Annotated in this window: 12 protein-coding genes; 8 read left to right on the top strand and 4 right to left on the bottom strand. The window is 71.6% G+C overall.

Going from position 1 to position 14463, the window contains the following annotated elements; genetic code table 11:
- Positions 1 to 220: 220 nt before the first annotated feature.
- Both WMF11_RS33430 and sixA read left to right on the top strand, forming a co-directional pair.
- Positions 221 to 2170 carry a MopE-related protein gene (locus WMF11_RS33430; protein WP_437973606.1) on the top strand — a complete coding sequence of 650 codons (1950 nt, stop codon included), beginning with the start codon at positions 221 to 223 and terminating at the stop codon, positions 2168 to 2170.
- An 80-nt stretch (positions 2171 to 2250) separates the two neighbouring features.
- Entirely contained in the window at positions 2251 to 2778 is a 528-nt protein-coding gene (sixA, locus tag WMF11_RS33425; protein ID WP_437903296.1) for a phosphohistidine phosphatase SixA, read from the top strand.
- 24 nt (positions 2779 to 2802) lie between these two features.
- Here the strand turns inward: sixA and WMF11_RS33420 are convergent, their stop codons facing one another.
- Positions 2803 to 3837 (bottom strand): AAA family ATPase, encoded by a 1035-nt coding sequence (locus WMF11_RS33420; RefSeq protein ID WP_012238556.1) that lies wholly within the window; start codon positions 3835 to 3837, stop codon positions 2803 to 2805.
- 130 nt (positions 3838 to 3967) lie between these two features.
- Here WMF11_RS33420 and WMF11_RS33415 point away from each other — a divergent pair, with 130 nt between their 5' ends.
- Positions 3968 to 5512: a flavohemoglobin expression-modulating QEGLA motif protein gene (locus tag WMF11_RS33415; RefSeq protein WP_437973605.1), complete on the top strand. Its 1545-nt coding sequence runs from the start codon at positions 3968 to 3970 to the stop codon at positions 5510 to 5512.
- A gap of 60 nt (positions 5513 to 5572) precedes the next feature.
- Here the strand turns inward: WMF11_RS33415 and WMF11_RS33410 are convergent, their stop codons facing one another.
- Both WMF11_RS33410 and WMF11_RS33405 read right to left on the bottom strand, forming a co-directional pair.
- Positions 5573 to 6421: an RNA polymerase sigma factor gene (locus tag WMF11_RS33410; RefSeq protein WP_437973604.1), complete on the bottom strand. Its 849-nt coding sequence runs from the start codon at positions 6419 to 6421 to the stop codon at positions 5573 to 5575.
- Between the two features lie 185 nt (positions 6422 to 6606).
- A complete protein-coding gene (locus tag WMF11_RS33405; protein ID WP_437903292.1) occupies positions 6607 to 7398 on the bottom strand; it encodes an enoyl-CoA hydratase/isomerase family protein in 792 nt (263 codons plus the stop codon).
- A gap of 84 nt (positions 7399 to 7482) precedes the next feature.
- On the opposite strand from WMF11_RS33405, the gene WMF11_RS33400 reads away from it, so the two are divergent.
- The 5 genes from WMF11_RS33400 (at position 7483) to WMF11_RS33380 (ending at position 13512) form a co-directional block, all read left to right on the top strand.
- Positions 7483 to 7749 (top strand): phosphopantetheine-binding protein, encoded by a 267-nt coding sequence (locus WMF11_RS33400; protein WP_044969499.1) that lies wholly within the window; start codon positions 7483 to 7485, stop codon positions 7747 to 7749.
- A gap of 25 nt (positions 7750 to 7774) precedes the next feature.
- On the top strand, positions 7775 to 10087 hold the full coding sequence (locus WMF11_RS33395; RefSeq protein WP_437973603.1) for a beta-ketoacyl synthase N-terminal-like domain-containing protein: 2313 nt from the start codon (positions 7775 to 7777) through the stop codon (positions 10085 to 10087).
- The gene (locus tag WMF11_RS33390; protein WP_437973602.1) at positions 10084 to 10998 is read left to right on the top strand and encodes a hypothetical protein; all 915 of its coding nucleotides are present in this window, start codon (positions 10084 to 10086) and stop codon (positions 10996 to 10998) included. The genes WMF11_RS33395 and WMF11_RS33390 overlap by 4 nt, the downstream gene beginning before the upstream one ends.
- Positions 10995 to 12905: a beta-ketoacyl synthase N-terminal-like domain-containing protein gene (locus WMF11_RS33385; RefSeq protein WP_437973601.1), complete on the top strand. Its 1911-nt coding sequence runs from the start codon at positions 10995 to 10997 to the stop codon at positions 12903 to 12905. Before WMF11_RS33390 ends, WMF11_RS33385 begins: the two co-directional genes overlap by 4 nt.
- A gap of 121 nt (positions 12906 to 13026) precedes the next feature.
- Positions 13027 to 13512, top strand: a complete 486-nt coding sequence (locus WMF11_RS33380; RefSeq protein WP_437709102.1) for a hypothetical protein — start codon at positions 13027 to 13029, stop codon at positions 13510 to 13512.
- Between the two features lie 15 nt (positions 13513 to 13527).
- On the opposite strand, the gene WMF11_RS33375 is transcribed toward WMF11_RS33380, so the two are convergent.
- A complete protein-coding gene (locus WMF11_RS33375) occupies positions 13528 to 14442 on the bottom strand; it encodes a patatin-like phospholipase family protein (RefSeq protein WP_437542959.1) in 915 nt (304 codons plus the stop codon).
- Positions 14443 to 14463 lie beyond the last annotated feature (21 nt).

Here is a 14463-nt window from a genome sequence, read left to right as displayed (position 1 = left end):
TGATCCCGTGGCGCGAGCTGGCCGGCTCGGCGTGCAGGCCAGCTCGTGAGCAGCCCTCGCAGCTGCTCGGGCCGGTCGCGCAGAGCGAGGCAGCGCGCTCCAGACCAGCGCCTTGCCGACCGGCCAGCGCCAGCGGATCAGAACTTGCTTTCCTGGAAACTCGGGGTTGTAAAGTGGACCGAAGCGCGGGCACCGTGCGGCCGGTGCGAGAGGGTGAGAGATGAAGCCGGGCTCTTCAGCGTGGGTCGAGGGGGCGCTTCCGCGGCCTTCCCGGATTCGACGGTACCTCATGGCGCTCGGCGCATGGGCGGCGCTCGGCGTCCTGGCGGGAGCGTGCGGCCGGACGAGCCTCCCCGAGCTCTCGAACGCCAGCGCTGGAGGGGGCGGCTTTGGTGGCGCGACGAGCGGCAGCATGTCGACCTCATCGAACGGAGGCGAGGGCGTCGGAGGCTTCGACGCGTGCGGCGGCCCCACGGACTGTGACGACGGCGACGACTGCACGAGCGACGACTGCGCGGACGGGCGCTGCGAGCATCGCCCCCGCGACGACGATCGGGACGGCGTCGGCCCGACGTCCTGCGGCGGGAGCGACTGCAACGACCTCAACCCGTCCGTCTTCCCGGGCGCGCCGGAGATCTGCACGGACGCCGCGGACAACGACTGCAACGGCGTGAGCGACTGCTTCGATCCCGCCTGCGCAGCGGGGGAGATCTGCGGCTGTACCCCGAGCCCCGCCGGCGAGCGCTGTCAGAACGGCGCCGACGACGACTGCGACACGATCGTCGACTGCTTCGACGCGGACTGCTCGGGGACGCCGGCCTGCGGCTGCTCCACCTCGGAGGCCGGGAAGTGCGGCAACGGCGCCGATGACGACTGCGATCTCGCCTTCGACTGCGACGACGCCGACTGCGGCTCCGAGCCGCTCTGCGCCTGCAGCGCCCAGCGCGAGCGCTGCGACAACCGCGAGGATGACGACTGCGATCTCCTTGTCGACTGCGGCGATCCCGACTGCCGCGGCCTCTTCCCTTGCGCGTGCGAGCCGCCCGGCTCGCCGGAGCGGTGCGAGGACGGCGCCGACAACGACTGCGATGGGCGCGTCGACTGCGCGGATCCGCAGTGCGTCTCCGCGCCGGCCTGCCGGCGCTGCGTGCCGGAGATCTGCGACGACGGCGTCGACAACAACTGCGATGAGCGCGTCGACTGCGCGGACGGCGCCTGCGCCTTCGCGCCGAACTGCGAGCCGACGCCGGAGCGGTGCAACAACGACGTCGACGACGACGGCGACGCCCTGGTCGACTGCCAGGACCCGGACTGCGCGAGCAGCCCCGTGTGCGTGCTCGAGCAGGCCAACTGCCTGTCGCCGAAGCGCATCCCCGGGACTGGCACGTACACGGGGGACACCACCGGGCACGTGAGCGAGACCCGGGGTGAGTGCGGCGGCGACGCCGGCGAGGCGGTCTTCTTCTTCGTGCTCACCGCGCCGTCGCGCGTGCACGTCGACTCGCGCGGGTCGGCCTTCGACACGGCGCTCTACGTCCGCACGGGCGCCTGCAATTCCGGCCGGGAGATCGGCTGCGACGACGACAGCGGCGGGTCGCGGGCCTCCCTGCTCGATTTCGGCATCCTGTACCCCGGTACGTATTTCGTCTTCCTCGACGGCTTCACGATCGATCCCGCGAGCGGACCGAACGAGGGCCCCTTCGTGCTCAACGTCGAGATCGTCCCGAACCCGCGCGAGATCTGTGACGACGACATCGACAACGACGGCGATCACTACGTCGACTGCGCTGATCCTGGCTGCGCCACCTTCGGCTCATGCCGGAGCTGCGCGAACGGCGCCGCGCCTGGCCCCGAGTTCGGGACCGGCGCGTGCACCGACGGGATCGACAACGACTGCGACGGCGCGCTGGACTGCGCGGACGAGGACTGCAGCGCGAGCGACGTCTACGTGACGGAGTGCTGCAACGGCCTTGATGAAAACGGGAACGGGTTCCCTGACGATTTCAACTGCCGATGCGCCTCCGATGCCGATTGTGACGAGGGGCAGATCTGCTACACGCACACTTCATTCACGTGCGGTTTCCCGTGCGAGAACTTCCGCGGGAGCATCTGTCCCTTCGTGGCGCCGGGCTCGCACTGCAACGATGCGACCCATCAGTGCGAGTTCTGAGGGGCCTCGATGTGGCGCCGCCGCCCCTTTCGCGCGGACGGCGCTCCCCGGCTGGCGCTCGTCCAAGCTAAGGTCAGGTCATGGAGATCCTGATCATTCGCCATGGCCATGCCGTGGATGACGCGCCGGACCTCGGCGACGCAGGTCGCTGGTTGACGGGCAAGGGGCGCAAGCTGACCCGGCGCGTCGCCAAATGGCTCGCGAAGCAGAAGGACCGCTGTCCTGGGATGATCTGGACGAGCCCCCTCGTGCGCGCGGTGCAGACCGCGGAGATCATCGCCGAGGCCGCCGGGCTGACCGACGAGGTGTCGGTCGTGGCCGAGCTCTCTCCCTCGCGCGACACGGCCGAGATCCTCCGGTTGCTCTCGCAGCACCAGGGGGCTCAGCCGCTGGCGCTGGTGGGGCACGAGCCTTCGTTGTCGGCGCTTGTGACGTCGCTGCTCGGCGACGGCGGCTGGGCCGGCCTGAGCCTGAAGAAGAGCGGCGTCGTCGCGGTGAGCTGGGACGGGCGCGGGCCGGGGACGCTGCGCTTCGCGCTGGATCTGAAGGCCATGAAGGCGGTCACGCCGGTGAAGGAAGCGCAGCAACAGGCGCCTCGCGCCCGGTGATGGGCGTCCGCGCCGCGGCGCCGCTCAGCGCACCGATCTCTCCACGGCGCTCAGCACGTCGACGTCGCGGACGCCGTCCGCCTCGGCGCGGTACGACAGCACGATCCGGTGCCGCAGCGCCGGGATCAGCAGCGCCCTCACGTCGTCCACGTCTGCCGCTGCCTCTCCGCGGAGCGCGGCGCGCGCCTTGGCGGCGATCACCAGCGCCTGGCTCCCGCGCGGCCCCGCGCCGTAGCGCACGTAGTCCCGGACCTCCTGCGCTGCGCGCTCCGCCCCCGGCCGCGTCGCCCTGGCGAGGCGCACTGCGAGGTCCACGGCCTCGTCGGTCACCGGGATCCTCGGGACGAGGCGCCCGATCGCCAGCACCTCTCTCGCCTTGAGCACCGCCGCGATCGCCGGCGGCTTCCCCGAGGTCGTCCGTCGCGCCACCTCGCGCTCCTCGGCCTCGCTCGGGTAGGTGACGTGAATCTCCAGCAAGAAGCGGTCGAGCTGCGCCTCTGGCAGCGGGTAGGTCCCTTCCTGCTCGATCGGGTTTCGCGTCGCGAACACCTGGAACGGGTCGGGGAGGGCGTGCGTGGTGGTCCCGACGGTCACCTTGCGCTCCTGCATCGCCTCGAGCAGGGCGGCCTGCGTCTTCGGGGGCGTCCGGTTCACCTCGTCCGCGAGGACGAGGTTGTGGAAGATGGGGCCGGGCTGGAAGCGCAGGCTCCGCGACCCGTGCTGCTCGTGCAGCACGTCGGTCCCCGTGATGTCGGCGGGCAGCAGGTCAGGCGTGAACTGGACGCGCCCGAAGCTGAGGTCGAGCGCCCTCGCGAGCGACGACACGAGCAGGGTCTTGGCGAGCCCCGGGACGCCGACGAGCAGCGCATGCCCGCGCGCGGCGAGCGTGATCAGCATCGCCTCGACGACGTCGTCCTGCCCTACCACCGCCGCCGCGATCGCCGAGCGGAGCCGCCTGGCCCCCTCCGCTGTGCGCTCGAGGAGCGCGGCATCCGAGAGGGCGGTCGATTCCTCCTCGGCGGTCGTCTCGGCGTCATTCCTGTGCTCGGGATCGCTCATACGGGCAGGGCTCGTACCCCGAGGCCGCGATGCCGACAAGGACCCGGCGAAGCCGGCTCTCCCCGCGGCGCTTGTCCTGGCCCGTGGACGTTTGCTCGGACAGGTGAGCCGGTGTTAGCACTCGATCGCAATGGCGCAGAGCTCTGAGGCCCGGGAGAGGAGAGGGGCGCACGCGGCGGACGTGGAGGCGCAGCGCGAGCTCGAGGTGAGCCAGCCGGCGGACGAGCCGAGCAGCGGCAGCGCTGGCGCGGCGGAGGACGGCGCGGGAGCGGCCGCGACCGGCGGCCAGGGCGGCCCTGGGCAAGGCGGCGCGGAGAGCGGCGAAGCGCCGTCGGCGCCGCTCGAGTCCCTGAGCTTGCACGACGGACCGATCCCGCACGCGCCGCTCCCGCCGGTCGCGGGGCCGTGGCGCTCCTACAAGGAGATCCTGGCGACGCTGGCCCAGCGCGTGCTCGATGCGCAGCGGCCGATCCGCATCCTCCAGGCGCTCCGCTGGGAGGCGGACGTCGAAGAGCAATTTATCCGCTCGAAGCAGCGCGAGCTGCCGCAGGTCGCCTACTCGGACGATCTGGGGTTCGACCCGGAGGCCAAGCAGCGCGAGCTCGAGGAGATCCTGCGCGACGCCGAGCGGGAGCTCGGCAAGCGCGATCGGCTCGGGCAGATCCTCCGCGCGACGGCGGACGAGTACCGGAAGGTCGTGAGCATGCTCATCGGACGGGGAACGAAGGCGTTCTACGCGCTGTCCCGCGAGCTCTACGGATCCCCGAAGGACAAGCTGCCAGACGGAAAGACGAGCGTGCGGGACATGGGGTTCGTGCTCTACGACCTCCTGACGGCGATCGGCGGTGAGCGGCTCGGCCCGTCGCAGCAGCGGGAGATCACGGCGGAGATGGCGGCGCTCGATCTGAACGCCCGCTTCGACCGCTTCTTCGGCGGCGCGTCGATCCGCGTGCAGGTGGACGACTCGCTCCTCGCGGACGCCGCCGCCGGCAGCGACTACGTGAAGATCCGGAGCGGCGCGATGTTCTCCAAGAGCGATGTCGACATCCTCGAGGCGCACGAGGGGTGGGTGCACGTGGCGACCAGCTTGAACGGGCAAGCTCAACCGGTGGCGCGCTGGCTCGCGAAGGGGCCTCCGCGCACCACGGCGGTGCAGGAAGGGCTCGCCGTTCTGTTGGAGATCCTCACCTTCAGGAGCACTCCGCGTCGCGCGAAGAAGCTGAACGACCGCATCCTCGCGGTGGACAAGGCGGAGGACGGGGCGTCGTTCCTCGACGTGTTCGAGTGGTACCGCACCGAAGGTTACGAAGAAGACGAGTGCTTCCAGAATGCCAGGCGCGTCTTCCGCGGCGGCGTGCTTGCGGGAGGGGCGCCGTTCACGAAGGACGCCTGCTACTGCAAGGGGATCGTCCTCAACTACGCCTTCATGCGTGCGGCCATTCAGCACGATCGGGCGATGCTGATTCCATTCTTGTTCGTGGGGAAGGTCGCGCACGAGGACGTCCCTGTCCTCCACGCGCACGTGACCGACGGGATCATCCGCCCGCCTCCGTATCTCCCGCCGATCTTCGACGACATGAACGGGCTGGCGATCTGGATATGCTATTCCTCCTTCTTCTCCCGCCTGGGAGGGACGGCGCTCGCCGAGCACTACGGCAGGATGCTGGAGCGCTGAGAGCGGCCGACCCCGGGCCCTCGGCTGCGCTGGCCTCCTTTCGGTGCGTGCGGCGGTCGCCTACGGAGCTGGCGCGGCGCAAGCCTTGGCGCTCGGGCCCGCCGCGTGCGCCTCGGCGATCGCGCGCATGACGGCGAGCCAGATCCTGCGCCGGGTAGCGTCCGGCACCTCCGGGATCAGCCTGGCGGTGCTCATGAGCGACTCTTCGTCCGCCCCGCGGGAGCGCTCGGCGACCTGGAGGCTCAGCGGATCGTGGAGTGCGCGTCGGTCCTCGGCGTTCATGCGCTTCACCGCCACCCGGAAGTCTTCGCGGGCCAGCCGGAGGCGGTTGCGTACCGTGTTCTCCTTCACGTCCAGGTCGCGCGCGATGTCGGCGGTCGTCACATCGAGCAGATCGTGCATGATCAAGACCACGCGTCGCTCGGCGTCGATCCCGCCGAGCAGCCTGCCGACGAGCTGGCCGCTTTGCTCGCGTGCGAGCAGCTGTTCCGAGGTCAAGCCGGGGTCGGCCGGCTCGAACGGCCAGCTCGCCCCGGCGCCGACCGCGATCTCTCGGCGGCGGTGGGCGCGCTCGCGATAGTGGCCGACCTGACGCCAGGCGATGCCGAACAGCCAGCGCCTGAGGGGCTCCCCGAGCGGGCTCGCCGTTTGTGGCGCCCCGCGTTCCAGGCTTGAGGCGTGGCCGCAGGGGGGATGTCGGGTGCGCGCCTCGTCTGAGCAGCGCCTCGGATCGAAGCGATCCAGCGCGTGATACGCAGCGATCATGACGTCTTGGAGGACGTCGTCGACATCGCGCTCTGCCACCCCGAGCCAGCGGAGCGCTTGTCGGAGGAATGACAGCCCGACGGTGTACACGGTCTCGAAGCTGGGCCGCTCCAGAAGGGGCCCATGCTCAACAAGCTGTTGCATGCCTGAACTTACGTGCAGCAGCCCCCTCTGATTTGAAAATCGTCCAACCCTCCGAGGTCACCAGCAATAAGTAATTTTTGTTACATTCGAGGCGGCGTCAATCCGATCCGGCTGCCCACGGAGAAGAACGGCGAGGCAGCGCATTGCGCGACGTGCGGCGTGCGCGCATTGGCCGCGGCGTGCGCTCATTTGCCTTGGAACACCGGCTTACGCTTCTCCATGTACGCAGCGAGCCCCTCGCTGGCGTCCTCCGACGTGAACAGCTCGGCCTGGAGCTCTCGTTCGAGGGCGAGCCCCTGTTCGAGCCCTACCTCGAAGCCCGTCTGAACGGCGCGCTTGATGCGCCCGACCGCCAGCGCCGCGCGGTCCGGCAGCGTGAACGTGTGGCTGTACGCGAGGATCCGGTCCATGAACTCGTCATGGGAGGCCGTCTCCCAGACGTCATTGATCAGGCCAACCGCGAGCGCTGTCTCGAAATCGAACGTCTGCCCCTCGCACATCAGCTGGATCGCCCGTGACTTGCCGATGAGCCTGGCCAGGCGCTGGGTGCCTCCGGTGCCTGGAAGGACGCCCAGCGTGACCTCGGGGAGGCCGACCTTGCCGGCGCCTTTGCGGGCGATGCGGAGGTCGCAGGCCATCGCGATCTCGAGACCACCGCCTACCGTGTGGCCGTTCAGCGCGGCGATGCAGAGCTTCGGCGTGTGCTCTAGGCGGCTCAACGTCTCGTTCGCGTGGAGACAGAAGTAGTATTTGAACGTCGGATCCGACTCGCGGAGCATGTTGATGTTCGCTCCTGCGCAGAAGAACTTTTCGCCGTGCCCGGTGATGACGATGACATGGACATCGTTGTCGAAGCGGGCCTCGAGGATGGCCGCGTCGAGGTCCTTCATCATCTCGTGGGTGTAGCCGTTGACGGGCGGATCATTGAGCGTGAGCAGCGCGACGCCTGCAGAGGTGGCGTAGTCGACGAGGGCCATGGGCGCTCTTTACCAAACCGTCAGAAAAAGCGCTGCCCCCTGGTGGAAAGGCGCGGAATTGTGCTACCCCGCTGGGACGTGCTCATGAACGCGCAGGACGTGCGGCAGAAATTAAAAGAACTCATGGTCGAGGAGCTGAACCTCGAGGGGAAGACGCCGGCCGACATCGACGACGCCGCGCCGCTGTTCGGCGCGGGGCTGGGCCTCGATTCGCTGGACGCGCTCCAGCTCGCCATGAGCGTGGAGGAGCGCTTCGGCGTCCGCATCCCGGAGGGCGACGAAGCGAGGCCGATCTTCGCATCGGTGGACGCGCTCGTGGCCCACATCGTCAAGTCGACCGCGGCGGCGTGAACGCGCCGCAGAGAGCCGTTCGGGCGTGCGCATCTGGGTGACGGGCATCGGGGTCGTCTCGCCCCTGGCGCGCGGGGCGAGCGAGACGATGGACCGGCTCATCGCAGGAGAACGGGCCTTCGCGCCGCTCTCCTTGTTCGAGATCCCCGGGACGCGCGGGCGCATCGCCGCGGAGGTCCGCGACCTCTCCCCCGAGGAGGTCGCGCCGCCGGGCGAGGCGGAAGGGTGGTCTCGAACCGACGCGATGGCCGTGCTCTCGGCCCGCGAGGCGCTCGGACACGCGGGCATCGACCCGAGGGCCGTCCCGGTCGACCTGGTGGTCGGCGGGACGACCGCCGGGATGTTCGAGACGGAGGACTTGCTCGCCTGGCTGTCGCACGACCCCAGCGCGATCGCCCCCTTGAAGCGGATGCTCTCGCATCCCCTCTCCTCGACGGCCGACCACGTCCGCGCCGCCGTCGGTCCGTTCCGTCGGGTGAGGAGCGTCTGCAGCGCCTGCTCGAGCGGCGCGAACGCCGTGTTGCTGGGCGCGGCCTGGCTCCGCGCCGGCCTCTCCACCCGCGTGCTCGCGGGGGGCGCTGACGGCCTGTGCCGGCTGACGTACACCGGCTTCGGCGCGCTCGCGGCCGTCGATCCGGAGCCGTGCCGCCCGTTCGATCGGCGGCGCGCCGGTCTGAACCTCGGCGAAGCGGCGGCGTTCCTGCTCCTCGAGTCCGAGGACGCCGCGCGCGCGCGCGGGGCGGAGCCGATCGTCGAGCTCCGCGGATGGGCGACCGGCGCCGAGGCCCATCACATCACCAACCCCGAGCGCGAGGGGCGCACCGCCGCGCGCGTCATGCGCGACGCTCTCCGGTGCGCGGCGCTCACGCCCTCGGATCTCGATTACGTCAACGCGCACGGCACCGCGACGCCGCTGAACGACGTCATGGAGAGCGCCGCCCTGCGCGCCTGCCTCGGCCCCGAGGTGAACCGCATCGCCGTCTCCTCATCGAAGGGGCAGATCGGGCACACGCTCGGCGCAGCGGGCGCGGTCGAGGCCGCGATCACCGCCCTCGCCATCGCGCGCGGCGTGATGCCCCCGACCGGCGGCCTCGAAGAGGTCGATCCGGACTGCCAGCTCGTGCACCTGAAGGAGGCGCGCGAGGTGCCGATCCGGTCGGCGATGTCGAACTCCTTCGGCTTCGGCGGCACGGACAGCGTGCTCGTGCTCGCGCAGCCAGGCCGTTTTCCACCGCCGCTCGACGCCGGCAGCGCGCCCCGGCGGCGGTCGGTCGTCGTGACGGCGGCCGCGACGATCGGCCCGCTCGGCGTCCTCGCGTCCCGCGGCGGCGCCGCCTATCTCGAGCCTGGCCCTCCGCCAGCGGAAGGGGCCATCCCCTTCAACGCGGCCGCGCACCTCGATCTCGCGCGGGCGAGGCGGCTCGACCGCGCTGGCCGGCTGACGACGGCCGCGATCCTCACGGCCCTCTCGGAGGCCGGGCTCGGTGGTGCGGTCCAGGCCGAGGCCGGCGCGGGTGATCCAGCGGCCGACGTCGCGCCGAGCCGCACCCTGCCCGGCGCCATCGTCGGCGCGTCGTTTGGCAGCGTCGACGCCTCGACCGCCTACATGCGGCGCATCTACGACAAGGGCGCGAAGTACGCGAGCCCCGCCGATTTTCCGAACCTGGTCCCCTCGTCGCCGGTCGGGCATGCCTCCATCTACCTGGGCCTCCGTGGCCCGGTGTTCGCGATGGCCGATCTCGGAGCCACCGCGGAGGCGGCCATGGTCACGGCCATCGAGCTCATCACGGCCGGGGAGGGGGAGGCGCTCGCCGCGGGCAGCGTCGAGGAGACGAGCCCGATGATCGAGCGGTGCCTCGGTCCGATCTGCTCGCAGGTCGTCAGCAGCGGTGTCCGCAGCGAGGGCGCTGCCGTGCTGCTCTTCGAGAGCGCCGCGCGTGTTCGTGAGCGAGGGGCGCGCCCGGTGGCGATGGTGTCCTGGTGGAACTCCTGGCGGGGTGACGGCGTGGGGATGCTCGCGGGAGCGCCAGCGCCGGCGCGCCTCGGCGCTCCGGGAGAGGTCGCCCTGCGAGCGCAGGCCACCGTCCCGTCGCCAGCCGCCGTGTTCGTCGGACGGGAGGAGGAGCGCCTCGTCGCCTGCCTGCAGGGCTCACCGTGGGCCGAGGTGCGGCGCTCCACGCTCGCGTCGCGCTCAGGTGATCACGAGGGCGCCGGCGGGTTCGCCGCTGCTGCGGCGGTCGCGGCGCTCGCCAGCCGCGACCTCGCGAGCGTGCTCGTCGTGGGCGGCGCACCCGACCGGGGATACGCCATCCTGCTGGTCGCTCCCGGCGACGCGTGACGACGTCGCCGCCCGCTCCCCGCCGTCGTGCGCGGCGCCTCGTCAGCGCCGGGCGCCTCCTGCTCTTGCTCGCGAGCCTCCCTGCCTGCGCCGCGAGCGCCCCGCGGCGCGGCGGCGCGCTCGACGCCGAGCTAGCGCGCCTCCTGCCTGGCCCATCGGCGGGCACGTCCGCCGCGCGGCTCGACCCCTCCGCGTGGCGAGCGGGGCGCGAGCGCCTCGCAGGCCTCCGCCGCGAGGTCGAGGGGGCTGGCCCGCGCACGCTCCGCGTCCGCCTGGCATTGCGGGAGCCGCGCACAGGCCACGTGCTCGAGGCGCGCGGCGCGATCGCGGTCGCCCCGCCGGCGATCGAAGGGCGCGCACGCGCGGCGGTGGGCGACATCCTCGAGCCCGAGGGCGCGCTGCGGATGATCCTCCTCGGCCCGGGCGGCACCACCGCGCTCGACCTGTGGGCCCGCGGCGATCGCTTCCGTTTCGCCGTTCCCGCGCTCGATCTGCTGAGGCGCGGCGACGCCTCGACGCCGCGGGCTGCGCGCCGCGGTCTGCCGGTAGATTTCCTGCGCTGGTGGATGCTCCACCCGGCGGCGGGGACGCTGCTCTGGTACTCGCGCGCCGAGAGCACGGATTCCTTCGTCCTGCGCGACGGCGACGCCGTGATCGATCTGCGGGTCAACGACCGAGGCGTGATCGGCGCGCGCCGCACCACGTGGTCGACGGCGGAGGGCGCCCGCCGGCGGCGGCTCGACGAGGAGGTCGTGATCGCCGAGGGCATGGGCTGCGGCAACGTCCGTTACGCGCAGGCCTCGACCGGGCTGCTCATCACGGTGATCTGCGAGGCCGAGGAGCGGGATCGCGCGCCGGATCCGCGGGCGTTCGTCGATCCCGACGCGCTCCGGCCGGAGGGCGGCTCATGAGCGACGCCTGCGTCATCGCCTCGGGGGCTGTCTCGGCGCTCGGCCTCGGCCCTCTCGCCTACCGCGTCCCTGCGGCTGGCGAGCCTGCGCCTGTCGCGATCGCGCGCGACGCGGAGCTGGCTCGAGCCGGCCTGCTGCGGCCCTTCGCCGCGCGCGCGCCGGCGGAGCTCGGCGTTGATCCATGCGCCGATCGCGCCACGGACCTGCTGAAGGCGGCGCTCTCACAGACCCTCGCGGCGCTGGAGGGCGTGCGTCCGGGCTTTCGTGGCGAGCGCATCGGCATCGCCCTCGGCACCTCCAGCGGCGGCATGCTCACCGCGGAGCGGTTCTTCGCCGCCCGCGCCGAGGGCGCCGACGCCGGATCGCTCGCCGCGCTGGCCTCGCGCGCGACGTATTTCGCGCCGTTCAACGACGCGCTCGCGGCGTTCGGGCTCGATCGGACCCCGCTGCGCACGCACCTGCTCGCGGCGTGCGCGGCGAGCACCCTGGCGATCGGCCTCGGTCTCCGCTGGCTCGATCGCGACGCCTGCGATCTCGTGCTCGCCGGTGGCTACGACGCCCTCAGCATCTTCGTCGCCGCCGGCTTCGAGGCGCTCCGCGCGACGACGGCGTCCAGGTCGCGCCCGTTTCGCGTCGGCCGTGACGGCATGGCGCTCGGCGAGGGCGCCGCCGTCGTCGCCCTCGTCCGCGAGGACCGTCTCCGCGGCGCCCCGGTGTTCGTCCGCGTCGCCGGCTTCGGCGCGTCCACGGACGCGGTGCACATCACCGCCCCGGATCGAACCGGCTCGGGGCTCGCGCGCGCCGGCGCCGCGGCGCTCGCCGACGCCGGGTGGCCTGCCTCGCGCGTCGGTCTGATCAGCGCCCACGCTACGGCGACGCCTTACAACGACGCGATGGAGTCGCGCGCGATCGCCGCGCTGCTCTCGCCGCGCGGCGCCGCGGAGGGCTCGGACGCGCTGCCGGGCGCGGACGCGCCTCCGCCGGTGGTCCACCCGTTCAAGGCTCAGATAGGGCACACGCTCGGGGCCGCGGGCGTGCTCGAGGCGCTCGCCGCAGCAGCCGCCCTCCAGGCGTCCATCGCTCCACCGGCGGCCTCCGAAGGCGAGCTCGACCCCGACGCGCCGGCTCACCTGCTAGAGCGCGCCGAGCCCCGCCCGCTCTCTTCGGCGCTCAAGCTCTCGGCAGCGTTCGGCGGCGCCAACGCCGCCCTCTTGCTCACGTCCTCCGCCAGCGGGCGCCGCCCGCGGCGCCCGCGCGCAGTGGTTCTCCGCGCGCACGCGCATGTGACGGGCTCCGATCTCGGGCGCCTCGCCGAGGCGACCGGCATCGCGCGCGACCGCCTCGCGCGCCTCGACGCGCTCTGCCGGCTCGGGCTGACCGCGGTGGCAGCCCTCGCCGCCATCGTCGGCGCCGATCGCTTGCGGGGGGCTGGCATCGTCGCGGGCCACGCGCTCGCCACGATCGACACCAACGATGTGTACGACGCCCGCCGCCGCGCCCGCGGAGCCCGCTTCGTCGAGCCGCGCCTCTTCCCTGCGACGTCGCCGAACGCGATCGCGGGCGAGTGCGCCATCGCGTACCAGCTCACCGGGCCGAGCTTCGCGGTCGGCGCCGGGCTCGGCGGCGCGCTGGAGGCGCTCCGTGCCGCGGCCGAGCTCGTCGCGTCCTCGGACGCCGACCGCATGGTCGTCCTCGCGGCCGACGACGCGGGGCCGGTCGCGCGCGAGCTGCTCGGCCTCACCGGCGCCCAGGACCGCGCGCTCGCCAGCGGCGCGGTCGCGCTCCTCCTGCAGGCGGATCCCGGCGACGAAGTGCGCCTGCGCAAGGTCGATCCGGACCTGCCTGTCGACCATGAGGGTCCGGTTGGCCACCTCGCCCTGCTCCGCTGGCTCGAGGAGCACGCGTAGCGGCTGCCCGTCCCCGTCATCCTTGGTGGTCGTGATCGCTTCGCTTGCCGATCCGCGCCTCGATCTGGCAAGGTTCCCAGCTGGAATCAGCTGCTTCCCCCGAGCGTTGTCCTGCCCGCGTATGTTCTGCCGCCAAACAAAAGCTGTCGCTTCGCTCCTCGTCGTTGCTTCGGCCGTCCTCGCCGGGTGCGCGACCCACTACATCCCGAACACAGACGTGGAGGACAACGACGACAACCGCAAGATCATCTCGTTCTGCGAGAAGTATCGCAACGCGGTGGAGAGCAAGAACGTGGGCGAGCTGCTCAAGCTCGCGTCGCCCAAGTACTACGAGGACGGCGGCAACATCGATGCGGCGGACGACCTCGATTACGCTGGCCTGCGCGCGTACCTCGCCGGCAAGTTCCAGGACGCTCGCGCCATCCGCTACGAGATCCGCTACCGGCGCGTCCTCAAGGGCGATGACGTCATCTACGTCGACTACACCTTCAGCGCGAGCTACCGCATCCCGGGGGGCAAGGGCGAAGAGTGGCGCCGCAAGGTCGACGACAACCGGCTGGAGCTGGTGGAGTACCAGGACGGGTACCGCATCGTCGCGGGGATGTAGCGGTCGGTCGCCGCTCTAGTTCAGCGCGCTCTTGGAGGAGGGGGCGTCGAAGACGCCCTTCTCCTTCGCGGCGGCGAGTATGCGGAGCGCGGTGCGGTAGCCGCGCAGGACGAGCGGCTTGGCGGCGAACCGGTTCATGTAGCTGTACCGGCCGATCGCGGGCGCCACGTCCAGGAAGGTGACGTTCGGGTAGAGCTTGGAGAGGAGCTCGACGCCGCGGCGCTCCTTCTCGGCCAGAAGGATGCTGAGCGACTGCCGGACGACGCTGGGCGCGCCGCTCCTCGCGATCGAGCGCTGCGACTCGTCGCGCTCCTCGGGACGGTAGATGTTGGAGATGATCACGATGTTCGCGCCGGCATTCACGGCCACGTCGGCGGAGAGCGTCCGGATCACCTCGCCGCTCAGGTGATAGCGGCCGTTGATGCGGTAGGGCCGGAACAGGCCGGGCACGCAGCAGCTGGCGGCCACCGCCTGGCTGATCGGCGTGGCCTCGTCGTAGCCGGGGCCGAACACGACGCGCTTGGCGCTGTCCACGTCCACCGCCGTCACGTAGACGGCGTGCGGCAGCTGCCGGAAGTCGTTGATCGGCAGCGTCCGGCGCACGTAGCGCTCGAGCTTGTCGATCGAGAACACCCCCGAGCAGAGGTATCCCGGATCGAGCAGATCGCGCAGGGCGGGAGCTCCGAAGAAGCTCGACACGTGGAGGCGAGGCCCGCGGTGACGTCGTCTCCAGGGGAGGCGGTAGGCGTCGAGCAGCACATCGAGCGGGATGTCTTGCCCGTACGTAGCGCTGACCAGCGCGCCCGCCCCCGCGCCCACGTAGATCTCGGGATGGATGCCCAGCTCCTCGCAAGCCTTCAGCACGCCGAGGTGCGCAAGGCCTCGCGCCGCTCCCCCGGAGCCCACGAACGCGATCTTGAGGCGGCTCATCGAGCCCCGATCTTGTCGGAG

The sequence above is a fragment of the Sorangium sp. So ce295 genome (assembly GCF_051527405.1).
In the GTDB taxonomy this organism is placed as follows: domain Bacteria; phylum Myxococcota_A; class Polyangia; order Polyangiales; family Polyangiaceae; genus Sorangium; species Sorangium cellulosum_B.
This window is presented reverse-complemented; position numbering and strand designations above follow the sequence as displayed.